Below are 24,855 nucleotides of genomic sequence, written 5' to 3' on the forward strand. Positions count from 1 at the left end.
CTATTTACTTTCTATGTTATACGATTTTAATAACTCATCGTATTCTTTTGTACCACGTCTATATACTGATTCCGCTTTAACGATTTCATGCAATCTCATAACGCCATCAAGAATCTGTTCTGGTCGAGGAGGGCATCCAGGCACATATACGTCTACTGGAATCACTTTATCAATTCCTTGTAATACAGAATAGGTGTCAAAAATACCACCTGAAGAAGCACAAGCACCAACAGCGATTACCCATTTAGGCTCAGCCATTTGTTCGTATACTTGGCGTAGGATAGGGGCCATTTTTTTTGAAATAGTTCCCATTACCATCAACATATCTGCTTGTCTAGGAGAGAAACTCATACGCTCTGATCCAAAACGGGCAATATCATACGTTGCAGCCATGGTTGCCATAAATTCAATACCACAACATGAAGTGGCAAAAGGTAAAGGCCACATTGAGTTAGAACGTGCCAAACCAACTACTTCACTTAATTTAGTGGCAAAAAAACCTTCTCCTACATATCCTTCAGGAGCTTCTACTGTTTTATATTTTTTATCGCTCATCTTCCTAGTTTTTTAATCCCATTCGAGACCCTTCTTTTTAAATTCATATAATAGTCCAACTACCAAAAGGAATAAGAAAATTCCCATTTTGGCCAATCCTTCCCATCCCAATTCTTGAAAGTTCATCGCCCAAGGATAAAGGAATACTACTTCAACATCAAATAGAACAAAGAGAATAGCAACTAAGAAATACTTTACGTTAAAAGGAATACGTGCGTTTCCCAATGATTCTAGTCCACATTCCCAAGTACTATCCTTGATTTTTGATTTTTTTCTAGGTCCTAGTTTCCCAGAAACCCATATCGTCATAGATACAAATCCCGCAGCTAGTGCAATTTGCATTAAAATTGGTATAAAATCGAGTTGACTTGATTGCATAAGTACAAGTTTTATGTTAGAATACAACATACAAATATAGAGCCCTAGATCGTCTTTACAAAGCTTTGGAACTCTTGGTCTTGTGCTAATTCTTTAATATAGCCCAATATGTATTTAGATTAATTATAAATAGTGGGTAAGGGAATAAAAAAAAGCTACCTAACGCGAGTTAGATAGCTTTACTGTAACGGAAAATTATATATATTTTCTTAATCTTCTATCACTAGTACATTAGTGGCAATAAGCCCTTTTTTACCTTGTTCCTCTTCGTAAGAAACGCGGTTACCTTGTTCAACATTCTTTGTTCTTAAACCTGTGATGTGAACAAAGATGTCTTGTTTAGTAGCTTCATTAGTAATGAAACCGAATCCTTTGTCTTCGTTGAAGAATTTAATTACGCCTGTGTGCATTTTAAAAAAATAAAAATATTAGAACACCAAATATATAGTTTTTTTGGAGTCTAAAGGAATTGAATTTGAATTTTTTACTAAAAAATATTCCAGCTTGTGTTTTTTCTAATTTTAAGAGCTGATATTTGCTAAAATATAGGGGTTTTTATAATGTTTCTACTTTCTCAGCGTATTCATTTATATACGTACTGTTGAACTCTTGTAGGAATAAGTAACCTTGATTGTTTTCTTCATCTGTGATGTGTCTAGAGAGATAGTAGGTTTTATTTTTCCATTTGATTAGCGCATTTAAATCGATGAATTCTTCAAATTTTGTATCTATTCCTGTCATGTTAACCATTTGGTTTTTTAATTCCAGAGTAGCTAAACCAGAATAAGTTACTTTTCGTTTGTTGTCATCTGGCATTCTAACACGCCATTTGAGTTCATTATCTGTGACAATTTGAGGTTTGGTTCTAGTGTCAGTAATAATTCTATAATTCTTTCCTTCATAAGGTAAATCATCAATTTGGTAATAAGAATCGTAGGTAGAGGCATCAAGTATAGTTTCAGGATTTATTTTTGTTGCCTTTGTCGTTCCTACGAAGTACGTAGAAAAGAAGCGGATGTTGTTATCCTTCTTATATGCTCTTGTAACACTAAAAGTTGCGTAGTATCGTTGATTCGAATAGGTAATTGAATATAGCTTTATCATGTTTTTTAGAAAGTATTGAGAAGTTTTTTGACTTTCTTCAAATGATAATCCGTTATCTCCTAAACCCGGAAGGTTAAAAAGTTTTATACTGTTTTTTATAGTGGGAGTGAAATAACTCTTTTTAGTTACTACTAGGGAGTCCGTATTGTCTATAATATTTAAAACAAGAGCAACGTCCATCTTGTTGTCAAAAATAAGAAGTTGATTGTTGGGTAAAACGGTAGAAGTTATAAATGGAGGATTACTCATTAATGAATCTTGTGCTAATAGTTGAATCTTTGGATTGTTGTTGAGACTCATGAAAAATTCTTGTCTATCTTCTGCATTTTTGAGCTTTACTCTGATGTCTTTGTCATCATCGTAAATTGTTGAATTGGTGTCTATATAGTAGATACCAGAACGACCTTTTAGAAACTTTGAAAAAACTTCTTTGTCATAATATAAGTTGTATTTAAAATTGACTGCATTACCTAATGTTTTTTTAGCATAAGCTTTATTGTCAGTTATAATATTTACTGTGTATGGTTTTTTTTCCTTTACATCCTTGATATAATTGTAGAGCATGGGGATACAATTGTCGCAATCATTGGTGGTTAATAGAATATTAAGGCTCTCAAATTCTCCTTGTTCTGTGTGAGTTTGTATATCTATTTTTTCTTTTAAATAAAGATCTATCGCTTGATAATCCTGAGCTAGGGTAGAAAAAAAACTTAAAAAGGCTATAGTGTACAAGAATAACTTTTTCATGGTACTTGGAAGTTAAAAGATTCTATACTTGATAAAAAAGACCTCTCTTATTTTTGAAGAGGTCTTTTTTAGCTTGACAAACGTATTATCTTTTTGTCATTTCAATGACAAAAGAGGAGGTGTGATTAAAGAAGTCTCCCTTAAATCGTTTAAGTAGACCAGATTCGATAATTTTTGTACCTTCTTTGTAATAAGATAAAGTTGCTTCTTGTTCTAACAACATATCAAAAGATTCTTTTGACTTGCTTAAAGGTAGATCACAAGAGCAAGTTAAATTAAAACAATCAACATTACGTGTTCCATCACATGAGACCGTTGATATTACAACCATTTTTCCGTTTCCGTCTTTGCCATAAGTTGATGTTGTAGTTGGATAGCCATCCATACTATAACTTTGCGTTTGTGCCCATCCTTTAGTTGAAAAGGACGCACAAAGAACGAGTAAGATAAGTGCTAAATTCTTCATAATTGATAAATTTTTATAGTTATACTTTAGTTAAGTTACTGATTATTAAAGCGCATGTTTTTTAATTAGCATTTAATTAACTTAATAATATGTGAATTATTTATTAAATAATCAAAATTATTTCTATTGTTAATATAAAAAAAGGCCACCTGCTAGCAGGTGGCCTTTTCTATGGATAAATAAAAATATTATTCTTCTTCTAATGGTTTCATGTGAAATGATTCCATGAAAGCAGTGGTATAATTACCTGCTCTATAATTTGGATCATCCATCAACTGTCTGTGGAAAGGAATTGTTGTTTTAATTCCTTCGATTACAAACTCGTCCAATGCACGTTTCATTTTGTTGATTGCTTCTTCTCTTGTTTGAGCAGTTGTGATCAACTTTGCAATCATTGAATCGTAGTTTGGCGGAATAGAGTATCCTGAATACACGTGTGTATCTAAACGTACTCCATGTCCTCCTGGCGCATGCAACGTTGTGATTCTTCCTGGAGAAGGTCTGAAGTCATTAAATGGATCTTCTGCGTTGATACGACATTCGATTGAGTGTAATTTAGGCGTATAGTTTTTACCAGAGATTGGCACACCAGCAGCAACTAGGATTTGTTCGCGAATTAAATCGTAATCAATCACTTGTTCTGTAATTGGGTGCTCCACTTGGATACGCGTATTCATTTCCATGAAGTAGAAGTTGCGATCTTTGTCCACTAAGAACTCAATCGTTCCTGCTCCTTCGTATTTGATGAATTCAGCAGCTTTTACAGCAGCTAATCCCATCTTGTCTCTCAATTCATCCGTCATGAATGGAGAAGGAGTTTCTTCAGTAAGTTTTTGGTGACGTCTTTGGATTGAACAGTCTCTTTCAGATAAGTGACAGGCTTTACCATACGAATCTCCTACTACTTGGATTTCGATGTGACGTGGATCAACGATTAGTTTTTCCATGTACATTCCATCATTTCCAAAAGCAGCAGCAGCTTCTTGACGAGCACTTTCCCACGCTCTCTCGATTTCTTCTTCTTTGAAGATCTCACGCATCCCTTTACCACCACCTCCAGCAGTTGCTTTCATCATGACAGGGTAACCAATTTCTTTGGCTGTTTTCTTTGCGTGTTCTAATGACTCTAATAACCCATCAGAACCTGGAACTGTTGGTACTCCAGCTAACTTCATTGTTTCTTTAGCTGTTGCTTTGTCTCCCATTTTTTCAATCATCTCAGGAGAAGCACCGATAAATTTTACTCCGTGCTCTTGACAGATTTTAGAAAACTTTGCATTTTCAGCTAAGAAACCATATCCAGGGTGAATCGCATCAGCATTTGTGATTTCAGCTGCAGCGATAATGTTGGAAATTTTTAAATACGATAGGTTTGAGGGTGCAGGTCCAATACATACTGCTTCGTCAGCGAAACGTACGTGAAGGCTGTCTGCATCTGCAGTTGAATAAACAGCTACAGTTTTTATTCCCATTTCTTTACACGTTCTAATGATGCGTAAAGCAATTTCACCTCTATTAGCTACTAATATTTTTTTAAACATCTTCTGAAATTTTAAATTCTAAATTGTACTTTTCTTTTTCGCAAGCAAAAAAGGGTTGTTTAATTTCTTAAGATGGGTCAACTAAGAATAAAGGTTGATCAAACTCAACAGGTGACGAATCGTCAACTAAGATTTTCACGATTTTACCTGATACTTCAGATTCGATTTCGTTGAATAACTTCATTGCTTCAATAACACAAACTACATCTCCAGGTTTGATTACTGTTCCTACTTCTGCGAAAGGAGCTTTGTCTGGTGCTGGTTTTCTGTAGAATGTTCCGATGATTGGAGATTTTACAGTGATGTATTTTGCATCTTCTCCTGCTTGTGGTGCAGCTGCTGGAGCTTCACTAGTTGCAACTGGTGCTGCAGCTACAGGTGCTTGTGGCATTGATGGTGCAACTGGAACTTGTTGGATATACGTTGTTTCAGTGCTTCCTGTTTCTGTCGTCTTGATGGTGATTTTAAAATCATCCATTTCTAATTTTACTTCTGTAGCTCCTGATTTCGCTACGAATTTGATTAGGTTTTGAATTTCTTTAATGTCCATACTAATGTATTGGTTAGTTGTTTTTCCTAAATTAATTAACTATTGTAAGCCCACTTTAAATATATTGATCCCCATGTGAATCCTCCACCAAAGGTAGCAAAGATAATATTATCACCTTTCTTTAATTGGTTTTCATAATCACATAATAATAAGGGTAAAGTAGCAGAGGTTGTATTTCCGTATCGCTCGATGTTCATTAGAACTTTAGAATCGTCCACTCCCATGCGGTGAGCAGTAGCATCGATAATGCGTTTGTTTGCTTGATGTGCAGCCAACCAATTTACATCACTGTGTGTTAAATTGTTGCGTTGCATGATTTTCTCACTGACATCAGCCATGTTTGATACGGCATATTTGAAAACAGTTTTTCCGTCTTGGAAAACATAGTGTTGTTTATTGGCAACTGTTTCAGCACTTGCTGGTAAAATAGAACCACCAGCGTCAATTTTTAAGTATTCTCTTCCGATTCCGTCACTTCGTAGATATTCATCTATAATTCCGTAACCATCCGTATTGGGTTCAAATAAAACTGCTCCGGCAGCATCTCCAAAAATAATGCAAGTTGCACGATCCGTATAATCGATAATAGAGGACATTTTATCCGATCCGATTAACAGTACTTTTTTGTATTTACCAGATTCGATATAAGCAGAAGCAACAGACATTCCATATAAGAAGCTTGAACAAGCCGCTTGTAAATCGAAAGCAAAAGCATTCGTAGCACCAATTTGTGAAGCTACATATACTCCTGTGATAGCTACAGGCATGTCTGGAGTAGCGGTTGATAATAGGACTAAGTCTATTTCTTTCGGATCTACTCCTGATTTTTTAATTAGATTCTCCGCAGCTTTGATAGCCATATACGAAGAGCCTTGTCCAGGTTCTTTAAGAATGCGACGTTCTTTAATTCCTGTTCGAGAGGTTATCCACTCGTCGTTAGTTTCAACCATTTTCTCTAAATCCGCGTTGGTTAACTTTGTCTCGGGCAAATAACAACCAACAGCAGTAATGGCTGCATGTATTTTTGTCATATGGTGTTGCTTTACTTTATAAAAACATTCCAAAAAGAAGCGAAAATTACGAAAAAAAAACGAACTGGAGCCTTTTTAAGTCTTAAAACTCGCTCTCTTGGTAAATTTCGGCAAAAAAAAACTCTCACACATTGTGAGAGTTTATTGTGTTTTTGAAAAGCTTATGCTTCTACTGCTGTTGTTTTGTCTATTACAACTTGTCCTCTGTAGTAAAGTTTTCCTTCGTGCCAGTAAGCTCTGTGGAATAAGTGAGCTTCACCAGTAACAGGACAAGTAGCGATAGTTGGAGCTACAGCTTTGTAGTGTGTTCTTCTTTTATCTCTTCTTGTTTTCGAGGTCTTTCTCTTAGGATGTGCCATTTTACTATATTATTTATCCGTTAATAGTTTTTTTAATTTTTCCCATCTAGGGTCTATATCTGCCTTGTCTGAATCACTTGTCGTTTCTTCTTCTTGTGATTCTTCCATTTCATTGTCTTCGTATTCGTCGTCTCCAAATAAAAAATCAAATTCTTCTTCATCGAAGTCTTCGTTTTCTGCTGCTTCTGGGCTCACTCGTTTGACAGGAATGGATAACACAACTAGTTCGTAGATGTATTGGGAGAGCTTAATCTCGTATTCATTCATTGGGAGGATGAGTATTTCATCGTGATCGTCATTGAATTCTTCTCCAAATTTTACAACTAGATTGAATTCATTCTCAATAGGAAGATCAAAATCTTCATTTGTGACATCACAAGGAACGTTTACAACTCCTTTTGCCTTAAAGTTTACCTCTAAAAGGGTAGCTTTTTTATTTAAAAGAACGCTAATATTTGCTTCTATACGGTTGAAATCATCATAGTCGTAATTTTTAAAAAAATCACTATCTATTTGATATTCAAAAGTATGTTCTCCATTTTTCAATCCTATGAAGGATATCGAATATGTTTTTTCAGTATTCATCAAATACATGATTTGAGCGTGCAAAGATAAAAAATTATTATTATTACAAGCTAATTATCAAATTTTTTTGTATTATTTTCTTTTTCTTGGGGCATGAGTGGGTTGCTCTTAGCTTCAATGTTTCGGCTTCGGTTTCTGAAAACATCAAGGGCTAAGTACAAGGCCTCGCGAAAAGAAGTAGGGTCAGCTAGGTTTTTACCTGCTATATCATAAGCGGTTCCATGATCAGGCGAAGTTCTAATTTTAGTTAGACCTGCGGTATAATTTACCCCTTTGCTGAAGGAAAGCGCTTTGAAAGGTGCTAAGCCCTGGTCGTGATAACACGCAATGACTGCGTCAAAGCTGTTGTAAAGTTGTGATCCAAAAAAGCCATCTGCTGGAAATGGACCTGATACGAGTATGCCTTCTTCTGCTAGTTTAGTTATCGTTGGTTTGATGATTTCTTGCTCTTCCGTTCCAATAACGCCTTCGTCTCCTGCATGCGGATTAAGTCCTAAAACAGCAATACGTGGATTGAAGATATTGAAATCGTTCATCAGTGCCTCGCGAATTGTTTTTACTTTTTCTTCGATGCGCTGTGGTGTAATCGCCTGTGCAACGTCTTTTAAAGGAAGGTGATCGGTTAATAATCCCACTTTTAAATCGTCGCTAACCAAAAGCATCAAGGCATTACCTTCTAACTGTTCGTTTAGGTAATTCGTGTGCCCTGGGTGTTTGAATTCTTCCGATTGGGTGTTGTATTTGTTAATCGGTGCAGTGATTAAAATATCAATTTCATCATTTTTTAATGCTTCTGTAGCTGCAACAAATGATTTGATGGCGTAACCGCCTACAATCGGATCGTTCTCACCAAAGTTGATGTTAACGTTCTCTTTCCATAGGTTTAATACATTAAGCTTACCTGTGATAACTTGATCTAAACTATCAATGCCTTGAAAATTCACATTGCTATTGATGTTCTTTTTAATATAAGATAAGGGCTTTGAACTACCGAAAATAACGGGCGTACAGAGCTCAAGCATTCTGTTGTCTTCGAAACATTTAAGGATAACTTCGGGTCCAATACCGTTTAAATCGCCTATTGATATACCTACCCTAACATTTTCTTCTTTATGGCTCATAGTTTCGTATAAATTATTAGTAATTTTGAAAACAAATTTAATAAAATAAATGGAGTAATGTTTACAGGAATTGTTGAAGAAATTGCAATCGTTAAAAATATTGCACGAGAAAAAGAAAATATACACCTAACTGTGTCGTGTTCATTTGCTGATGAACTGAAGATTGATCAGAGTGTTTTACACAATGGAATATGTTTAACAGTTGTGGCGATTGAAAACGAAACCTTTACTGTGACGGCTATTAAAGAAACCATTGATGTTACTACAATCGGACAGTGGAAAATCGGACAAGAAATTAATGTTGAACGCGGAATGTTGGCGAATGCACGCTTAGATGGGCATATTGTGCAAGGACACGTAGATACTGTTGGACGTTGTGTGTCTATTGAAGATGCCAATGGGAGTACTTATTACGGATTTGAGTTTGACAAAAGCGTAAAGCATACGACCATTTCTAAAGGGTCAATTACCATTGATGGAACGAGCTTGACTGTGGTGGATTCTGGAATTAATACATTCAGTGTTGCCATTATTCCGTATACAAAAGAGCATACTATTTTCAAACATTATGAAATAGGACAAGAGGTTAACTTGGAATTTGATGTTATCGGAAAGTATGTGGAGAAATTACTGCACATTAGGAGTATTTAAGGACTTTTTGTTAAAAATTCGATGTATTTGTTCCTATCTATTACATTTGAATTGTAAAACAGTTATATGAAAATGGATGTGCAAAGTCAAAACTTTGTTTCGATGACGGATGAGGAGTTGGTGCAATTCATCATTCACAATGGAAATACAAGTTTATTTGGTATTCTTTATGACCGGTATGGACAGAAAGTCTATCAAAAATGTTTGGGATTCGCTGAGTCCCGGGATGCTGCAGAGGATTTGACGCAAGATGTTTTCGTGAAATTATACCTTAATTTAAAGTCATTTAGGGGGGAGTCGAAATTTTCAACTTGGCTTTATTCATTTACGTATAATCATTGCGTTAATTATTCGAAGTCTATTTTAAAGCGGCAAAGAGATAATGTGGAATTACAGGAAGAAGCAATGTATGTTTCTACTGCAGACGAGGAAGTGACCGATGAAGAGATTTTTTCATTAACAGTTGAAAAACTTCAAGAAGCACTGAGCTTAATTGATCCTGAGGATAAAATCGTTTTATTAATGAAGTATCAAGATGATAAGTCGATACGAGAAATAGCACAACTACTTGAACTAGGAGAAAGTGCTGTTAAAATGAGATTACACAGGGCTAAAAAGAAGATTGTAGAATTATATAATTCGTTGTCATAATGGAGAATCCTTTTAAGAAAATACTGCAAGACGAGAAATTGCCGGACTATCTGAAAGATCGGGTGATTGACAATTTGAATTTTATTAAACTTTCTTTAGACGTGTCCGAACTTTATACGGTTCAAGTGCCCAAAGTGGTTGAATCATTTATAGGAGATGTTGATAAAGAGAAAGAAAAGAAAATAATAGAAAGAATTAAAAAAGAAGATCATGATGGAGAAATTATATAGTTTTGAATATCCAAGTGAGATGATTAACGATGTGATGAATTCACTTGTTAAAGGTGTTTTTGGTTTTCTGCTCATTGCAGGTTATGTGCTGCTTTGTTGGCTCATGCTCAAGCTTTTTTCCTATGTCCTTAAAAAGATGTTTAAACTGATTCGTTTAGACCGAATACAAGAAGGATTAGATGACAATGAGTTTTTGAGCAAAATCAAGATTAGAGTAAAAGTTGATGCTATTCTGCTCTTCTTTGTCAAGGTTTTCCTTGTGTTTTTAATGGTGTTGATCGGAGCAGAGCTTTTCGGCTTAGCTATTGTTTCGCGCGAAATTGGTAATCTGATGATGTTTGTGCCAAAGCTGTTCGTGGCTTTGCTGATTTTTATTGGTGGATTGTACTTCGCTTCTTGGATTAAGAAGGTAATTGTAGAAGTGCTGAAAGCGGTAGATTTCGTTGGTGCACGAATGATCGGAAATATTCTGTTCTACTTGATTTTGATTTTCGTCGTGATTACGACATTGAATCAAATGGGAATCGATACGTCTATTATTACAAGTAATATCTCTATTATTATAGGGGCTATCTTATTGACTGTTGCACTATCATTAGGATTGGGTGCAAAGGATGTTGTAACAAAACTATTGTACTCTTTCTATGCGAGAAAAAATTTAGAAGTTGGACAATATATCGGTATCAATGGTTTAAAAGGCTATGTGATTTCTATTGATAATATTTATTTGTGTTTACTAGTGGATGGGAAAAAGAATTACATTCCAATTAAGACGGTTTCAGAAAGTCATATTGAAATATTAAAATAAAAAAATGCCTTTTTTGGGAGATGGGAGAAGGGAAATTGGAGAAGGGAAATCGTAGCGAAGCGAAAATCGGAACGTAGTGTAGATTCATCGAACACCAAAGGCAATATAAACTAGGTGAGATAAATGGGAGCGAAGCGTAGATTCATTGAACACCAAAACCAATATGAACTAGGTAAGATATATTCATTGAGTACCAAAAAAGGGCAATCTTGCATTTAAGATTGCCCTTTTTTATTGAATATTTTTACTCATCTCCCTTCTCCCCTTCTCCAACTAGTCAATTTTGAATGTCAATACTGAGATTGGTGAATGGTTTACTAAATCCTCGCTGATACTTCCGTTGAAGAAATGAGCTAGTCCTGTACGACCATGCGTAGCAATCGCGATTAAATCAGCGTCAATTTTTTGGCAGTAATTTAAAATCCCTTTTTCTACGTTGATATCATTGTAGATGCTTAAATCAAATTCTTTGTCTGTAATATCTTCTAAGAATGATTCAAGAGTTTCTTCTGCTACATGTGTTGCTTTGAAGCTGTTTGGTGTGTTAACCATTAATAAATGTAAGTTAGCACCCACTATTTTGTTTAAGGCTAATGTGCTTTTGAAAGAATCTTTCATTTCACTTGTGAAATCAGAAGCAAAAACGATGTCTTTGATGCAGTTGTCTTCAAATTCTCCTTTTACTACAAAAACAGGAACTGGAGAGGTGCGAACTACTTTTTGTGTATTTGATCCAACAAAATATTCTTTCATTCCACTTGCTCCGTGAGATCCCATAACGATTAAATCTACTTCATTGTGAATGGCTGATTTTGTAACGCCTTGAGAAGTGCGGTCTAAAATTAAACTCGTAGAAACGGTTAATCCTTCGAATAAAGGATTAAGAGCAATTTGTTGTAGTTTTTGTTCCGCAGCGTTTTTGAAGAACATCACTTCTGGAGCTGGTGTTCCTTTACTAATACCATCACTTGCTTCTTGTGGTAAATCGAGGATGTGTAGTAAAATGATTTCAGCGTTGTGTTTTTTCGCAAAATTTACACCTGCTTTAATTGCGTTATGTGCCTGTTGTGAAAAATCCGTTGGTATTAGTATTTTTTTCATAATTAAGTGTAAAAGTGGATTAAGTGTTTAACATGTTTTTTTAGTGTTCTAAATTTAAGCATATAATTATCAATACACAAAAGTTTTTATTAGTACAAAAAAAATAGTATATTTGCACCGTTATTTATTAAAGAAGTTAAATAATGAGGGGACATAATAGTCCCCTCTTTTTATAGCATATGACATTTAAAAACAAAGTACAAGAGTTGTTGGATGCAGCTTTAGCTGAGAAGCAAGAGTTGTTTTTGATTGAAATGACAATTTCTCCAGATAATAAGATCTTAGTGACCTTAGATGGAGATAACGGGGTTAATTTGCAAGACTGTATTGATGTAAGTAGAGCCATAGAGCACAACTTAGATAGAGAAGAACATGATTTCGCTCTAGAAGTTGCCTCTGCGGGTGCAACATCACCGTTGAAATTGTTGCGTCAGTATAAGAAGAATATTGGTCGAAAAGTGAAGTTAGTTACTTTAAATCAAGAGAAATACGAAGCAACAATCGCGGAAGTCGGAGAAGCATCGATCGTATTACAGTGGAAAGCACGTGAAGCCAAAGCTGTTGGAAAAGGAAAGGTTACAGTTGAAAAAGAAGCTGTTATACCATTCGAAAATATAAAAGAAGCTAGTATAATAATTTCATTTTAAAAAAATATCAGATGGAGAATAGTGGTTTAGTAGAATCGTTCTCAGAATTTCAAGAGTTAAAATACATTGATAGAGTTACGTTAATGGCCATCTTAGAAGATGTATTCCGAAATGCATTGAAAAAGAAATATGGTGATGACGATAATTTCGATATCATTATTAACCCTGATAAAGGAGATTTCCAGGTTTTTAGAAGTAGAGTCGTGGTAAACGATGGTGAGGTTGAAGATGATAAATATGAGATTTCATTAAGTGAAGCTAGAAAGATTGAGTCGGACTTTGAAGTAGGGGAAGAAGTTTCGGAAGAGGTGAAGTTGGAGGATATTGGAAGAAGAGCGGTGTTAGCTTTACGTCAATATTTGAATTCAAAAGTAACAGAGCATGACAATGCTACGCTATATAAGCAGTTTAAAGAGGTAATCGGAGAGATTTACGCTGCAGAAGTACATCATATTCGACCAAAAGTTGTAATTTTGATGGATGATGAAGGAAATGAAATTGTTTTGCCAAAAGAAAAACAAATTCCTTCTGACTTTTTCAGAAAAGGAGATACAGTAAAAGGAATTATTGAGGCTGTTGAATTGAAAGGAGCAAAACCTCAAATTATCATGTCTAGAACATCGAATCGATTCCTAGAGCGTTTGTTAGAACAAGAAATTCCTGAAATTGGAGAAGACAAAATCCAGGTTAAAAAGGTTGTTCGAATTCCAGGTGAAAAAGCAAAGATTGCAGTGGAAGGATCAGATGATAGAATTGATCCTGTAGGAGCTTGTGTTGGAATGAAAGGGTCGCGTATCCATGGAATCGTTAGAGAACTTGGAAACGAAAATATCGACGTTATTCATTACACAACCAATACAGACTTGTTTATTAAACGTGCATTAGCGCCTGCAAAAGTAAATAAGGTTGTATTTGATGAAGAAACCAAAAAAGCAAACGTATATTTAGATACGGAAGAAGTTTCTAGAGCAATTGGAAAAGGAGGGCAAAACATTAAGTTAGCTGGAATGTTAACAGGATTTGATATCGATGTAATGCGCGAATTAAACCCAGAAGATGATGATGTTGAATTAAGAGAATTCAGCGACGAAATCGACATGTGGGTAATTGAAGAGTTTGCTAAGATTGGATTAGATACAGCAAAGAGCGTGTTGAATTTAAGTGTAGAGGAATTAATCAAACGTACAGACTTAGAAGAAGAAACCATTCAAGAGGTTCTTCGTATTCTTAAGGAAGAGTTTGAAGATTAAACCAGCACTTCTATTAACAACACAACACAAATAATACACTAAAAAGATAATATGTCTGAAGAAAGAGCAATAAGAATAAATAAAGTTTTAAGGGAATTAAATATTTCTCTAGATAGAGCCGTGGACTTTTTGAAAGGCAAAGGGTATGAAATCGATGCAACACCAAATGCAAAGATTTCCCAAGAAGAATTTAACGTTCTGAATAAACAGTTTTCTGCTGATAGAGGGAAGAAGGAAGCTTCTATTGAAGTGAGTGAAGAGAAAAGAAAAGAAAAGGAAGCGCTTAAAATTGAGCGTGAACGCGAATTAGAAGAAAAGAGAAAACAAGAAGAACAAGCTCGTATCAAGAAAGAACAAGAAATTATTAGAGCCAAAGCAGAGGAGCAAGTTGCGATCAAAACTGTGGGTCAAATTGATCTTGAACCTAAAAAAACTTTAGAATCTTCTTCAGCTGTATCTGAAAAAGTGGTTGAGAAAGAAGAAAAGAAAGCTGAGCCTGTAAAGAGTGTAGAACCAGTTGCGAAAGAAAGCGTTGCACAAGAAAAAGTAGAGGAGAAAGTTGAAGCTACTCCTGTTGCTAAGGTTGATGTCGATTCAAAAACTGATTCAGCAAAAAATACGACAAAAAAAGTTGAAGCGAAGAAAGTAGCGAATAAAGAATCAAAAGTAAAAGACAAACCTGTGGAAGAAAAGCAACATAAGGAGTCTGCTAAAATAGCAAACGAAGAAACTAAAGTAGTTGAAGACGATAAAGTTGAAGCGAAGTTAGGTGATGAAATCATCAAAACGAATTATCAAAAACTTTCTGGGACTACTTTTACAGGGCAAACGATCGATTTGTCTCAGTTTGACAAGCCTAAAAAGAAGAAGGAGGAGAAGAAAGACGACAAGAAAGGCAACGCTGCTGGGCGAAATAAAAGAAAACGTATTGCAAAACCTGCCAATGCAGAAGGCGCTGGTGCAAACCAAAATAACGCAGGTGGAACTGCCAATAAACCAGGTGGAAACGCAAATAGACCCGGAGGGAATAACAACCGCCCAGGTGGAAATAATGCGAATAAACCAGGTGGAAACAATGGTAAGTTCAATAAAAATAACAACAACAACCGTAGAAATGCTCCTGTTGTAAAAGCTGAGCCAACGGAAGAAGAAGTTAAAAACCAAATTAAAGAAACGCTTGAGCGTTTACAAGGTAAAGGAAACAGATCGAAAGCAGCGAAATACCGTCGTGATAAACGTGATGTTCACCGTAAAAAATCTGATGAGGAACAAAGAGCATTAGAAGCAGGAAACAAAGTACTAAAAGTAACAGAATTCGTTACTGTAGGTGAAGTTGCTACGATGATGGATGTGCCTATTACAAAAGTAATTGGAACTTGTATGTCTTTGGGAATCATGGTTACCATGAACCAGCGTTTAGATGCTGAAACGTTAACAATTGTTGCAGATGAGTTTGGCTATGAAGTTGATTTTACAACAGCGGACTTAGAAGAAGCAATTGAAGAAACTCCAGATAGACCAGAAGATTTAAAACCTCGTGCACCAATCGTGACTGTAATGGGACACGTGGATCACGGTAAAACATCTTTACTGGATTATGTACGTAAAGCGAACGTAATTGCAGGGGAGTCAGGAGGTATTACGCAACACATTGGAGCGTACGGAGTAACGTTAGAGAATGGTCAACAAATTACCTTCTTAGATACACCAGGTCACGAGGCGTTTACCGCAATGCGTGCACGTGGAGCTCAAGTTACCGATATTGTAATTATCGTAATTGCAGCGGATGATGACATCATGCCACAAACAAAAGAGGCGATTAGTCACGCACAAGCTGCTGGAGTACCTATTATTTTTGCAATCAATAAAGTGGATAAGCCAACGGCAAATCCAGAGAAGATTAAAGAGAAATTAGCTTCTATGAATTTATTGGTAGAAGAATGGGGAGGTACATACCAATCACAAGATATTTCTGCGAAACAAGGTATCGGAATGAAAGAATTGTTGGAGAAAGTTTTACTTGAGGCAGAAATGCTTGAATTAAAAGCAAACCCAGACAAATTAGCATCAGGTACTGTTGTAGAAGCATACTTAGATAAAGGACGTGGATATGTGTCTACAGTATTAGTACAAGCAGGTACATTGAGAGTAGGAGATTACCTATTAGCAGGATGTAACCACGGTAAAGTTCGTGCAATGCACGATGAGCGTGGAAATGCAGTACAAGTAGCTGGACCATCAAGACCAATTTCTGTATTGGGATTAGACGGTGCACCAGGAGCTGGAGATAAATTCAACGTATTCGAAGAAGAAAAAGAAGCGAAACAAATTGCTGCAAAACGTACACAATTATTACGTGAGCAATCTGTTCGTGCACAAAGACACATCACACTTGCTGAGATTGGACGTCGTATTGCTTTAGGAGATTTCAAAGAATTGAACATTATCTTAAAAGGAGACGTGGACGGATCTGTTGAAGCACTTTCGGATTCATTCTCGAAATTGTCAACAGAAGAAATTCAAATCAATATCATTCACAAAGGAGTGGGTGCCATTACAGAATCTGACGTATTGTTAGCTTCTGCATCGGATGCAATTATCATCGGATTCAACGTTCGTCCAATGGCTTCGGCTAAAGTATTAGCAGATAAAGAGGAAATCGATATCAGAAATTACTCTATTATCTATGATGCAATTGACGACTTAAAAGACGCAATGGAAGGTATGTTATCTCCAGAGTTGAAAGAAGAAGTAACAGGTACTGCTGAAATTAGAGAGTTATTCAAAATTTCTAAAGTGGGTACAATTGCAGGATGTATGGTTATTGATGGTAAAATTTTCCGTAACTCTAAGATCCGCTTAATCCGCGAAGGTGTAGTAATCTATACTGGAGAACTTACTGCGCTTAAACGTTTCAAAGACGATGTTAAAGAAGTATCTAAAGGATATGATTGTGGTATTCAAATTAAAAACTACAACGATATCAAGGAATACGATACGATTGAAGCATTCCAAGAAGTGGAAGTTAAGAAAAAGCTTAAATAAGCTGATTTCTAATCAAAATATAAAAGAGAGATTCGCAAGAGTCTCTCTTTTTTTATGACAAAATGACTGTTTTTTTATTTGGCGCGTCATTTGCTATAGTAATTAGGAACATTAATTGTTATATCTATGATGATATGGGTTTTTATGATTGCTATGATGCTTGCCAGTTGGTGGGTAGGTAATCGTTTACAAGCTAAATTTAAGAAGTATTCTGAGGTTCATTTACAGAATGGGATGAGTGGTGCTGAAATTGCACAAAAAATGCTTTTTGACCACGGTATTCGCGATGTACGCGTAATTTCTACACCTGGTAGATTAACTGATCACTATAATCCAGTGGATAAAACGGTTAATCTAAGTGAAGCCGTATACAATCAACGCAATGCGGCAGCGGCAGCTGTAGCAGCCCACGAAGTAGGACACGCTGTTCAACATGCGCAGGCTTACTCTTGGCTAACGATGCGCTCGAGAATGGTTCCCATTTTAGAAGTGTCGTCTCGCTTTATGCCGTTTGTATTAATCGGTGGGGTGTTAATGCTGAAGACGTTTCCTCAATTATTGTTATTGGGAATCGTGCTTTTCGCTTTGACTACAATATTTTCTTTTGTGACGCTACCAGTTGAATACGACGCGAGTAATCGTGCATTGAAATGGTTAGAGGCACAGCATATTGTGACTCCTCAGGAATTAGTAGGTTCTAAAGATGCATTAAAATGGGCAGCGAGAACGTATGTAGTAGCTGCACTATCCTCTTTAGGTACATTACTATATTATGTAATGATTTACATGAATAGAAGGTAATAGATGTTTTTATTATATTTTAATTGTTTAGAAAAGGATTTCAATCATTGAAATCCTTTTTTTATTCAATCTCAATCAGTAATGGAATATGATCAGAAATCTTATTTGCTTCTTTTATTGTTTCAAAATCTTCAAAAAATAAAATAGCTTTAGCCGCTTTGACAGTAAAAAGTTCTTGCTGTAGAAAAATATTGTCATATTCACTAGCTAGGCAGTCTCCCTTAATGCATTTTTGACGCAAAGATGTTTTCTGATTGGTAAACGCAGGAGTATATCCCTGTTTTTTGAGCGGGTTAAAAACAGAATTCGATTCTGGGGTATTGAAATCCCCTAAGAAAATAAGATTTTTATTCTCATAAAGAGCAGGTAAGAATTTCAAGTATTTGATTTCCTGTTCGGGCTGGTGTTTTTTAGGTAGCGCATGTAGGCTGACTAAGGTGAATTGGAAATCTTTATGTTGAAAGGTAGCCATATAAGGTTCGCGTTCAATTTCCATTTGATAGGTTGGCTCTAAAAAAGCTTTTTTTTGCAGCTTAAGCTGTTTTGTTTTCCACAAATAGGCGTAGCGTTCTGATCGATAAGGAGAACTTACAGTAGGATCACTGAGTACATAATCCCATTTCGCACCACTTTTTCTATTGAGCTCTTCCTGTAGAGCTAAAATGGTTTGTGCACCACTGGGATTTGTTACGACTTCCTGGATTGCAACTACATCAGCCTGTTTCATAATTTGAGCAATATAGCTGATGTTGTCTTCTGTTTTACTACTTCCGATATTTTTTAGGTTCCACGTCATGATTTTAACTTGGGAGAATAACAGAAGTGGGGCAAGCACCAAAAGGAAAACCAAGGTGATTTTAAATAAACGAGGCATGTTAATTACTTTAGATTAGGCGTATTATTGTGTAATAATTCATGTGATTTGTAAAAAATGAAGTATTTTTACTGCTTGAATTTTTATTTAGAAAAACGGGGCAAAACTAAGTAAAATCCCCTTAAAAGACTAAAGTTATCATCGTGAAAATATTTTCTTCCATTGGCGAATTTAAAACCGACAAAAAAGTTGTTGCAACACTAGGAACCTTTGATGGTGTTCATATTGGACATCAGATGATTATTAAGAAACTAGTAGATGCTGCCAAAGAATTGGATGCTGAGAGTTTGGTGCTAACCTTCTTTCCACATCCGCGTATGGTATTGAAGCAGGATCACGGTATTCGCTTACTCAATACGCTAGAAGAAAAACAAGAACTATTGGCAAATTTAGGTTTAGATAATCTTGTGGTGCAAAAATTCGACTTGGATTTTGCAAATCTTACAGCGGAAGAATTTGTCAAACAAGTATTGGTTGATACCTTTAATATTTCCAAGATTATTATTGGATATGATCACCGTTTTGGAAAAAATAGAACCGCAGATATTCACGATTTAAAACGCTTTGGTGCGTTTTATGGATTTGAAGTAGAGGAGATTTCGGCACAGGAAATCGACCATGTTTCGATTAGTTCCACAAAGATTAGAACAGCATTAGAAGAGGGAAATATAGCGCTAGCAAATGAATTTCTCGGTCATACTTATCATTTTTCAGGTCAGGTAATTCACGGTAAGAAATTAGGCCGTACCTTGGGCTTTCCAACGGCTAATTTTGAAATTTCAGAATCTTATAAAATGATTCCACAAAATGGAATCTATGTGGTGGAGTCTGATATAGATGGGGAACGAGTAAAAGGTATGATGAGCATCGGGATCAATCCAACCTTTGTGAATCATCCACATACAATAGAAGTAAACTTTCTAGATTGGTCGGGAGATTTGTATAATAAAACGTTAAAAGTTCGTATCTTGGATCGCATTAGAGATGAACAAAAATTTAACTCGCTCGAAGAGCTTATCGCTTGTCTAAAGCAAGATGAACTAGCGACTAGAGCTTATTTTGACCGCTATGTGGAAAAAAGCACTACAACCCGTTGATAATGCCCCTTTAATTATATTTAGAATTTTTTTCGGATTTTTATTTGCCTGTGAATCTTTTGGCGCCATTGCTACAGGGTGGGTAAAATCCAATATGGTAGACGTAAAGTTTACTTTCTCCCATATTTATATGGATTTTTTGCAAGTCTTAGTAGGACCGCAAATGTATGTATACTTTTTTGTGATGGGACTTGTCTCCTTAGCTGTAATGCTAGGTTATCGCTATAAATGGTCTATGCCTTTGCTAACCATCCTTTGGGCAGGAACCTATTTTTTACAAAAAACATCGTATAATAATCATTATTATCTCTTGATGATTATTTGTGTTTATATGTGTTTCTTACCTGCTGCCTCGTATAAATCGTTAGATGTAAAAGCCAATCGTGTCAAGGAAGAACTTGCCATGCCGCTTTATTTTAATTGGATTTTTATCTTTCAAGTGAGCGTATTGTATGTGTACGGCACAATTGCGAAGTTCTATCCAGATTGGTTGGATGGAACCTTTACTGAAATTATGTATCAATCGGCTAATATTCCCGATTTTTTCAAAACAATATTTACACAAAAAGAATTCTATTTGATTATTGCCTACTTGGGAATTCTATTTGATGGACTCATCGTTCCAGCTTTATTGTGGAAACGCACACGTACCTTGGCTTTAATCGCTTCTTTGATTTTTCACTTGTTTAATTCTGCCACTCTACATATTGGAATTTTTCCTTATTTCGCGCTGACGTTTGCGTTGTTCTTTTATCCATCGGATCAGATTCGACGTATCTTCTTGAAAAAGAAGCCTGTTTTAGAGCAAAAGGAAAATTTTACTACGCCTCAGTTGAGCAAACCTGTATTAGGGTTTTTGGCTGTGTTTATGTTTATTCAATTTGCTTTGCCTTTAAGACAGCATTTTATTGAAGGGGATATCTTATGGACAGATGAGGCACATCGTTTAAGCTGGCGCATGATGCTGCGTTCTAGAGGGGGATATACTACCTTTATTGTTGAAGACAAGAAGACGAAAGCACGTAGTTTTTATAATACCGAAGGGGTTTTAAGCTCAAAACAAGAAGCGAGATTGAATACGTCTGATATGATTTGGCAAATGGCACAATACATCAAAAAGGAATATGCAGCTAAAGGAGTTGACGTTGCAGTTTATGCAGATAGTTGGGTTTCCGTTAACGGACGGGAGTATAGCCGTTATATCGATGAGAATGTTGATTTAGCGAGCGTGCCTTGGAATTACTTTGGGCATAGTGAATGGATTTTGGATAAACCTTTTTAAAGAGAATAGAGAATGGAGATGAGAAAGGAGGAAATTTCTAAATGATAGAAGTTTTCCTTTGATAGATACATCTCACAACTTTACACTTCGAAAATTACAACTTTACATATAACAAAAAAGCCTTCTATTCAGAGGGCTTTTTATATTTTTCTAAGTGAAATTCACCGTCAAAATGACCATACGTAAAGTAATTGATCCAATCTCCTAAGTTGATGTATTTCGATTGACCATTTAAATCAATGACCATTGGGAGATGGCGGTGTCCAAAAACAAAGTAATCATAGTGTTGTTGTTCTAATTTGCGCTTGGCATAGAGGACTAACCATTCGTTCTCTTCTCCTAAGAAACGCATATCTTCAGCACCTGAGATTAATTTGTTCTTTACGGATAAGTATTGGGCTAAACGCACCCCAATATCAGGGTGTAACCAATTGAATAACCATTTAGAAAATCTATTGGTAAATACTTTTTTCATGCGTTTGTAACCTAAATCTCCAGGGCCTAAGCCATCACCATGCCCAATGAAAAAGCGCTTGCCATTGATGGTGAAAATTTGTGGTTCATGAAAAACAGGTATCCCTAACTCGGTTTGGAAGTAATCATTCATCCATAAATCGTGATTGCCTACAAAAAAGTAGATGGGAATTCCCTTGTCTCTTAATGTTGCTAGCTTTCCAAGTATGCGAACAAATCCTTTGGGTACAACCGTTTTATATTCAAACCAGAAGTCGAATAGATCGCCCAAGATGAATAGTGCCCCCATGTCTTCTTCCTTCTCATTGAGCCATGCTAAAAAAAGCTGTTCTCGCGGTAAGCTTTTTTCACGTGTAGGCGCTCCGAAATGTTGATCAGAAGCAAAGTAAACCCCTTTTGTTGTATCAATAGTAAAATTCACAGGAGTCTATAGATTATCAGATTGATACCATTCTGCATAAGATGAATCTGTTTCTTGTAAACGCAAAGAATACAAAGCAAGGTTCTCAGGTAGACGATTTTTGATTTTATTTGCAAAATCAATCACCATATTTTCACTCGTTGGTTGATAATCAACTAAAATTACGTGGTGCCCACGATCTTTCAGTTCTTGTGCTAATTCAACGTGAGGTGTATTTTTATTGAAGACTGTAGCATGATCAAAAATATCTACAATTTCTTCTTTTACTATTTTCTTTAGATCACTGAAATCAATTACCATCCCGAATTTTACATTAGAGGAATCGGTGATAGGTGTACCAATTACTGTAACAGCAAGTTTATAGCTGTGTCCGTGTACATTGCGACATTTACCGTCATATCCATATAATGCATGACCTGTTTCGAACGTAAATTGTTTTGTAATTCTAATTTTAGACATAACCAAAAATTTTGACAAAGGTAGTGAAAAATCTAGTTGGGTTGCCCCTTCTTTGGTTAGGTTTTGGTTTGAGCGGTGAATTTTAGAGTATGCGATACTGGAGTTGAAGTTTAACCATGGGATAATATTTAAACCAATGAATGTAGGTGTCTACTTCTCCAAAGTTGTTGGCTCTCGTTAGCGTTGAATTAAGCTCTACCCCGTTTTGTTTTAATTCATAATCGCCTGCATATAAAAGTCCGAGTTCAAATTTTACTCCCAAGCGTCTTTTGGGTACAGCTCGGCCTAAACCAACGCCGATATAAGGTTTGATGGTATTACCTAGTGTTAAATCCGCATCTAATTTTCCGTTGGTAATATCCAATTTTTGGCCATTGAATTCTAGTTCAGGCCAATCGTAGGGTGGTTGTAATTGTGCTGGACTTCCATCGCGGTTAACGATGATTCCATTTGCCGTAAGTTTTGTTTTTCCGAAATAAAACCCTCCACTAAGGTAGAGTATGCCCCCTTTGAATGGATAGTAGTCCACCACGAGATTGCCGTGAATATTATTCATTTTAGCTTTCATCTCATAGGCAACGTTCTGTCCAAAAGCTCGGCGTAAGGCGCCATAAGGATCATCTAAATTAAAACGATGAGATTGGGTGCTATAGCTGTAGGTATTGAAGCCTCCTTTGAGTACAAAATGAGCAGATAGTGGAGTAGCTACTTCGAGGTTGAATCCTAATGTTGTAAGTCCTGTGGCAACCGTTAGCTGTTTAAATGCTTCAGTATCATGTTGTGGACTAGGTTGTGCCAATAGTACACAAGAACCTACTAACAGGTAAAACTGGAGAAGGAATGACAATCGTTTGATTTTCATTTTTCTTTTAAAGATAGGTAAAATAAAAACACGATTTCAAGTGAAATCGTGTTTATTCAGCGGGTGCTATTATTTATTTTTGAAGGCGTTTAATGCATTAATCGTGAAATCAGATAATACTAAACGACCTGAAATCTCTGCTCTTTCTGTTAGTAATTCGTCCCAATTTGAAGTTCCTTCCCAAAAAATCTGTTTCATTTCAGTTAAGGCTTCAGGATTATAAGCGCTTACGCGTTGAGCAAACGTGTTTAATTCAAGGTCTAATCGCTCAATCGTATCATATACTTCATCATATAGACCCTGTTGTTGTGCCCAAGTAGCTGTTTTCCACTCATGTGCAGTTAATGACATGGACGTGAAAGCCGTTTTTCCAATTTTTCTAGATACCGCAGGTTCAATAACAAATGGACCGATACCAATAGCGAGTTCAGATAATTTGATTGCTGCTTGTGTTGTAGCGAAACAATAATCGCAAGAAGCAGCTAATCCTACTCCGCCACCAACAGTTTTTCCGTGAATACGGCCGATGAATATTTTTGGACTTTTGCGTATGGCATTGATGACATGAGCAAAACCAGAGAAGAATTTTTTTCCAGTAGCTTTGTCTTGGATCGCTAATAATTCATCAAAAGATGCGCCTGCACAAAAAGCTCCTGTTCCCTCACTTTGTAAAATGACAGTTGTAACTTCCGTGTTGCTATTTAATTGGGTAATCGCTGTAGTTAATTCTGCTAGTAATGAACTTGGAAATGAATTACTTGCGGGGCTATAAAAAGTAATAGTTGCAATTTTATCCGCTATAGCGGTTTTTATATTGGCGTTTTGTTCCATAATAATAGTCTTTTGTCAAATGTAAGGAATCTTAGTAACGCAATAAAATGTTTATACTCCTCCAACAAGTTTTGCAAACTGAAGTAAAAGAACGGAATTGAGTTAAGAAAAAATTCACATAACGAGAATTTGTGAAAACAGGCTGAATTTAACGTATTTAACGTATGATTTTAAGTGAAAATGAGTCGGGTAAATTGATTGCATGAAATAGAGAAAAAAATGCTTTTCTTTAGTGAGACAATGATTTTTTATAAAAATAGCTGTCACGTGTAAAAATAAGTGCTAAGCGTATTTTTTTTACAAGTAAAATCCATTATATTGGCAGCGGTCTTATCGCTTAATTTTATCCTCATTTCAAGGACAAAAAGATGCTTTTTATACTGCATGATGTCTTTTTAGCGCCACTTCGAAAAACGCGATTTTTTGACTCTCCTCAAAATAATTAACTTAAAATCATTTAATAGTTGTTAATTAACTGTTATGGTGTTTTTTTGTTTTAATATTAACTTTTTTTAAGGCTATTATCTTTTTTATTTTGAAAAATAAATGTGAATATGTTATTTTTTTAAGTTGATGTATTGTGAATAATTTTCTATAAATAGTTTATTATTTGCATGTAATTATTTATTTTTGTGTAGATTTTATACAATAACGTATAAAATCATGAAGATATATTTATACCTTTTACTACTAAAACGAAGGAAAACCTAAGAAAAGGAGTAAAAAATATAAGTATTTATAAGAATAAAGAACATTTCAGTGGTTTTCTAATAATTTACTTGGGCTGAGTGAAAAAAGAGGAAATCCAGAAAAAAAAAGCAAAAAAAGAAAAAGAAACTATAAGAAGAAACGAAAGTGTATTTCTGTAGATATTTTAAGTGGGATGCTTAAAAACTACGCAGGATTGATCGAAAAAAAATAAATAAAAAAAATA

At 35.6% G+C, this 24,855-nt stretch carries 27 protein-coding genes; 10 read left to right on the forward strand and 17 right to left on the reverse strand.

The window, feature by feature from the left end:
* The 11 genes from AWV75_RS17060 to pdxA form a co-directional block, all read right to left on the reverse strand.
* Positions 1 to 555 carry an NADH-quinone oxidoreductase subunit B gene (locus AWV75_RS17060; RefSeq protein WP_060875509.1) on the reverse strand — a complete coding sequence of 185 codons (555 nt, stop codon included), beginning with the start codon at positions 553 to 555 and terminating at the stop codon, positions 1 to 3.
* Between the two features lie 12 nt (positions 556 to 567).
* Entirely contained in the window at positions 568 to 933 is a 366-nt protein-coding gene (locus AWV75_RS17065) for an NADH-quinone oxidoreductase subunit A (RefSeq protein ID WP_002989025.1), read from the reverse strand.
* A 209-nt stretch (positions 934 to 1,142) separates the two neighbouring features.
* A complete protein-coding gene (locus AWV75_RS17070; RefSeq protein ID WP_060875510.1) occupies positions 1,143 to 1,343 on the reverse strand; it encodes a cold-shock protein in 201 nt (66 codons plus the stop codon).
* 145 nt (positions 1,344 to 1,488) lie between these two features.
* Entirely contained in the window at positions 1,489 to 2,784 is a 1,296-nt protein-coding gene (locus tag AWV75_RS17075; RefSeq protein WP_060875511.1) for a hypothetical protein, read from the reverse strand.
* Between the two features lie 85 nt (positions 2,785 to 2,869).
* Positions 2,870 to 3,250 (reverse strand): hypothetical protein, encoded by a 381-nt coding sequence (locus AWV75_RS17080; RefSeq protein WP_060875512.1) that lies wholly within the window; start codon positions 3,248 to 3,250, stop codon positions 2,870 to 2,872.
* 188 nt (positions 3,251 to 3,438) lie between these two features.
* Positions 3,439 to 4,791, reverse strand: a complete 1,353-nt coding sequence (gene accC, locus AWV75_RS17085; protein WP_060875513.1) for an acetyl-CoA carboxylase biotin carboxylase subunit — start codon at positions 4,789 to 4,791, stop codon at positions 3,439 to 3,441.
* Between the two features lie 67 nt (positions 4,792 to 4,858).
* Positions 4,859 to 5,341, reverse strand: a complete 483-nt coding sequence (gene accB, locus AWV75_RS17090; protein WP_002989035.1) for an acetyl-CoA carboxylase biotin carboxyl carrier protein — start codon at positions 5,339 to 5,341, stop codon at positions 4,859 to 4,861.
* A gap of 35 nt (positions 5,342 to 5,376) precedes the next feature.
* Entirely contained in the window at positions 5,377 to 6,372 is a 996-nt protein-coding gene (locus AWV75_RS17095) for a beta-ketoacyl-ACP synthase III (RefSeq protein ID WP_060875514.1), read from the reverse strand.
* A gap of 161 nt (positions 6,373 to 6,533) precedes the next feature.
* Positions 6,534 to 6,731 carry a 50S ribosomal protein L32 gene (rpmF, locus tag AWV75_RS17100; protein ID WP_002989043.1) on the reverse strand — a complete coding sequence of 66 codons (198 nt, stop codon included), beginning with the start codon at positions 6,729 to 6,731 and terminating at the stop codon, positions 6,534 to 6,536.
* A 9-nt stretch (positions 6,732 to 6,740) separates the two neighbouring features.
* On the reverse strand, positions 6,741 to 7,316 hold the full coding sequence (locus tag AWV75_RS17105) for a YceD family protein (protein ID WP_197429602.1): 576 nt from the start codon (positions 7,314 to 7,316) through the stop codon (positions 6,741 to 6,743).
* Between the two features lie 50 nt (positions 7,317 to 7,366).
* Positions 7,367 to 8,437, reverse strand: coding sequence for a 4-hydroxythreonine-4-phosphate dehydrogenase PdxA (gene pdxA / locus AWV75_RS17110; protein WP_060875516.1), 1,071 nt, complete (start codon positions 8,435 to 8,437; stop codon positions 7,367 to 7,369).
* A gap of 57 nt (positions 8,438 to 8,494) precedes the next feature.
* On the opposite strand from pdxA, the gene AWV75_RS17115 reads away from it, so the two are divergent.
* The 4 genes from AWV75_RS17115 (at position 8,495) to AWV75_RS17130 (ending at position 10,777) form a co-directional block, all read left to right on the forward strand.
* The gene (locus AWV75_RS17115; RefSeq protein WP_060875517.1) at positions 8,495 to 9,088 is read left to right on the forward strand and encodes a riboflavin synthase; all 594 of its coding nucleotides are present in this window, start codon (positions 8,495 to 8,497) and stop codon (positions 9,086 to 9,088) included.
* 66 nt (positions 9,089 to 9,154) lie between these two features.
* Entirely contained in the window at positions 9,155 to 9,739 is a 585-nt protein-coding gene (locus AWV75_RS17120; protein ID WP_060875518.1) for an RNA polymerase sigma factor, read from the forward strand.
* Positions 9,739 to 9,969, forward strand: a complete 231-nt coding sequence (locus tag AWV75_RS17125; protein WP_060875519.1) for a hypothetical protein — start codon at positions 9,739 to 9,741, stop codon at positions 9,967 to 9,969. The genes AWV75_RS17120 and AWV75_RS17125 overlap by 1 nt, the downstream gene beginning before the upstream one ends.
* Entirely contained in the window at positions 9,950 to 10,777 is an 828-nt protein-coding gene (locus AWV75_RS17130) for a mechanosensitive ion channel family protein (protein WP_060875520.1), read from the forward strand. Before AWV75_RS17125 ends, AWV75_RS17130 begins: the two co-directional genes overlap by 20 nt.
* Positions 10,778 to 11,050: 273 nt before the next feature.
* Here the strand turns inward: AWV75_RS17130 and AWV75_RS17135 are convergent, their stop codons facing one another.
* The gene (locus AWV75_RS17135; protein ID WP_060875521.1) at positions 11,051 to 11,878 is read right to left on the reverse strand and encodes a universal stress protein; all 828 of its coding nucleotides are present in this window, start codon (positions 11,876 to 11,878) and stop codon (positions 11,051 to 11,053) included.
* Between the two features lie 179 nt (positions 11,879 to 12,057).
* Here AWV75_RS17135 and rimP point away from each other — a divergent pair, with 179 nt between their 5' ends.
* From rimP to AWV75_RS17155, 4 genes are all read left to right on the forward strand, one after another.
* Positions 12,058 to 12,525 carry a ribosome assembly cofactor RimP gene (gene rimP, locus AWV75_RS17140; RefSeq protein ID WP_060875522.1) on the forward strand — a complete coding sequence of 156 codons (468 nt, stop codon included), beginning with the start codon at positions 12,058 to 12,060 and terminating at the stop codon, positions 12,523 to 12,525.
* 11 nt (positions 12,526 to 12,536) lie between these two features.
* Positions 12,537 to 13,775, forward strand: coding sequence for a transcription termination factor NusA (nusA, locus tag AWV75_RS17145; protein WP_060875523.1), 1,239 nt, complete (start codon positions 12,537 to 12,539; stop codon positions 13,773 to 13,775).
* A 51-nt stretch (positions 13,776 to 13,826) separates the two neighbouring features.
* The gene (gene infB / locus AWV75_RS17150; protein ID WP_060875524.1) at positions 13,827 to 16,820 is read left to right on the forward strand and encodes a translation initiation factor IF-2; all 2,994 of its coding nucleotides are present in this window, start codon (positions 13,827 to 13,829) and stop codon (positions 16,818 to 16,820) included.
* A gap of 129 nt (positions 16,821 to 16,949) precedes the next feature.
* On the forward strand, positions 16,950 to 17,621 hold the full coding sequence (locus AWV75_RS17155; RefSeq protein ID WP_060875534.1) for a zinc metallopeptidase: 672 nt from the start codon (positions 16,950 to 16,952) through the stop codon (positions 17,619 to 17,621).
* A gap of 61 nt (positions 17,622 to 17,682) precedes the next feature.
* On the opposite strand, the gene AWV75_RS17160 is transcribed toward AWV75_RS17155, so the two are convergent.
* Positions 17,683 to 18,495 (reverse strand): endonuclease/exonuclease/phosphatase family protein, encoded by an 813-nt coding sequence (locus tag AWV75_RS17160; RefSeq protein ID WP_060875525.1) that lies wholly within the window; start codon positions 18,493 to 18,495, stop codon positions 17,683 to 17,685.
* Between the two features lie 143 nt (positions 18,496 to 18,638).
* Between AWV75_RS17160 and AWV75_RS17165 the strand changes: the two genes are divergently transcribed.
* Positions 18,639 to 19,592, forward strand: a complete 954-nt coding sequence (locus tag AWV75_RS17165; protein WP_060875526.1) for a bifunctional riboflavin kinase/FAD synthetase — start codon at positions 18,639 to 18,641, stop codon at positions 19,590 to 19,592.
* A complete protein-coding gene (locus AWV75_RS17170; RefSeq protein WP_060875527.1) occupies positions 19,564 to 20,874 on the forward strand; it encodes an HTTM domain-containing protein in 1,311 nt (436 codons plus the stop codon). Before AWV75_RS17165 ends, AWV75_RS17170 begins: the two co-directional genes overlap by 29 nt.
* 124 nt (positions 20,875 to 20,998) lie before the next feature.
* On the opposite strand, the gene AWV75_RS17175 is transcribed toward AWV75_RS17170, so the two are convergent.
* The 4 genes from AWV75_RS17175 to AWV75_RS17190 form a co-directional block, all read right to left on the reverse strand.
* Positions 20,999 to 21,769: a UDP-2,3-diacylglucosamine diphosphatase gene (locus AWV75_RS17175; protein ID WP_060875528.1), complete on the reverse strand. Its 771-nt coding sequence runs from the start codon at positions 21,767 to 21,769 to the stop codon at positions 20,999 to 21,001.
* Positions 21,770 to 21,775: 6 nt separating this feature from the next.
* Entirely contained in the window at positions 21,776 to 22,228 is a 453-nt protein-coding gene (locus AWV75_RS17180) for a 6-pyruvoyl trahydropterin synthase family protein (protein ID WP_060875529.1), read from the reverse strand.
* Between the two features lie 82 nt (positions 22,229 to 22,310).
* Positions 22,311 to 23,090: a hypothetical protein gene (locus tag AWV75_RS17185; protein ID WP_060875530.1), complete on the reverse strand. Its 780-nt coding sequence runs from the start codon at positions 23,088 to 23,090 to the stop codon at positions 22,311 to 22,313.
* A 69-nt stretch (positions 23,091 to 23,159) separates the two neighbouring features.
* The gene (locus AWV75_RS17190) at positions 23,160 to 23,921 is read right to left on the reverse strand and encodes an enoyl-CoA hydratase/isomerase family protein (RefSeq protein ID WP_060875531.1); all 762 of its coding nucleotides are present in this window, start codon (positions 23,919 to 23,921) and stop codon (positions 23,160 to 23,162) included.
* Between the last annotated feature and the right edge of the window lie 934 nt (positions 23,922 to 24,855).

It is taken from the genome of Myroides odoratus (genome assembly GCF_001549985.1).
In the GTDB taxonomy this organism is placed as follows: Bacteria; Bacteroidota; Bacteroidia; order Flavobacteriales; family Flavobacteriaceae; genus Flavobacterium; species Flavobacterium odoratum_A.

Excerpts from the sequence above, each read along its gene's own strand:
- AWV75_RS17060 (WP_060875509.1), bottom strand. The coding sequence starts at position 555 with ATGAGCGATAAAAAATATAAAACAGTAGAAGCTCCTGAAGGATATGTA.
- AWV75_RS17065 (WP_002989025.1), bottom strand. The coding sequence starts at position 933 with ATGCAATCAAGTCAACTCGATTTTATACCAATTTTAATGCAAATTGCA.
- AWV75_RS17070 (WP_060875510.1), bottom strand. The coding sequence starts at position 1,343 with ATGCACACAGGCGTAATTAAATTCTTCAACGAAGACAAAGGATTCGGT.
- AWV75_RS17075 (WP_060875511.1), bottom strand. The coding sequence starts at position 2,784 with ATGAAAAAGTTATTCTTGTACACTATAGCCTTTTTAAGTTTTTTTTCT.
- AWV75_RS17080 (WP_060875512.1), bottom strand. The coding sequence starts at position 3,250 with ATGAAGAATTTAGCACTTATCTTACTCGTTCTTTGTGCGTCCTTTTCA.
- accC (WP_060875513.1), bottom strand. The coding sequence starts at position 4,791 with ATGTTTAAAAAAATATTAGTAGCTAATAGAGGTGAAATTGCTTTACGC.
- accB (WP_002989035.1), bottom strand. The coding sequence starts at position 5,341 with ATGGACATTAAAGAAATTCAAAACCTAATCAAATTCGTAGCGAAATCA.
- AWV75_RS17095 (WP_060875514.1), bottom strand. The coding sequence starts at position 6,372 with ATGACAAAAATACATGCAGCCATTACTGCTGTTGGTTGTTATTTGCCC.
- rpmF (WP_002989043.1), bottom strand. The coding sequence starts at position 6,731 with ATGGCACATCCTAAGAGAAAGACCTCGAAAACAAGAAGAGATAAAAGA.
- AWV75_RS17105 (WP_197429602.1), bottom strand. The coding sequence starts at position 7,316 with ATGAATACTGAAAAAACATATTCGATATCCTTCATAGGATTGAAAAAT.
- pdxA (WP_060875516.1), bottom strand. The coding sequence starts at position 8,437 with ATGAGCCATAAAGAAGAAAATGTTAGGGTAGGTATATCAATAGGCGAT.
- AWV75_RS17115 (WP_060875517.1), top strand. The coding sequence starts at position 8,495 with ATGTTTACAGGAATTGTTGAAGAAATTGCAATCGTTAAAAATATTGCA.
- AWV75_RS17120 (WP_060875518.1), top strand. The coding sequence starts at position 9,155 with ATGAAAATGGATGTGCAAAGTCAAAACTTTGTTTCGATGACGGATGAG.
- AWV75_RS17125 (WP_060875519.1), top strand. The coding sequence starts at position 9,739 with ATGGAGAATCCTTTTAAGAAAATACTGCAAGACGAGAAATTGCCGGAC.
- AWV75_RS17130 (WP_060875520.1), top strand. The coding sequence starts at position 9,950 with ATGATGGAGAAATTATATAGTTTTGAATATCCAAGTGAGATGATTAAC.
- AWV75_RS17135 (WP_060875521.1), bottom strand. The coding sequence starts at position 11,878 with ATGAAAAAAATACTAATACCAACGGATTTTTCACAACAGGCACATAAC.
- rimP (WP_060875522.1), top strand. The coding sequence starts at position 12,058 with ATGACATTTAAAAACAAAGTACAAGAGTTGTTGGATGCAGCTTTAGCT.
- nusA (WP_060875523.1), top strand. The coding sequence starts at position 12,537 with ATGGAGAATAGTGGTTTAGTAGAATCGTTCTCAGAATTTCAAGAGTTA.
- infB (WP_060875524.1), top strand. The coding sequence starts at position 13,827 with ATGTCTGAAGAAAGAGCAATAAGAATAAATAAAGTTTTAAGGGAATTA.
- AWV75_RS17155 (WP_060875534.1), top strand. The coding sequence starts at position 16,950 with ATGATATGGGTTTTTATGATTGCTATGATGCTTGCCAGTTGGTGGGTA.
- AWV75_RS17160 (WP_060875525.1), bottom strand. The coding sequence starts at position 18,495 with ATGCCTCGTTTATTTAAAATCACCTTGGTTTTCCTTTTGGTGCTTGCC.
- AWV75_RS17170 (WP_060875527.1), top strand. The coding sequence starts at position 19,564 with ATGTGGAAAAAAGCACTACAACCCGTTGATAATGCCCCTTTAATTATA.
- AWV75_RS17180 (WP_060875529.1), bottom strand. The coding sequence starts at position 22,228 with ATGTCTAAAATTAGAATTACAAAACAATTTACGTTCGAAACAGGTCAT.
- AWV75_RS17185 (WP_060875530.1), bottom strand. The coding sequence starts at position 23,090 with ATGAAAATCAAACGATTGTCATTCCTTCTCCAGTTTTACCTGTTAGTA.
- AWV75_RS17190 (WP_060875531.1), bottom strand. The coding sequence starts at position 23,921 with ATGGAACAAAACGCCAATATAAAAACCGCTATAGCGGATAAAATTGCA.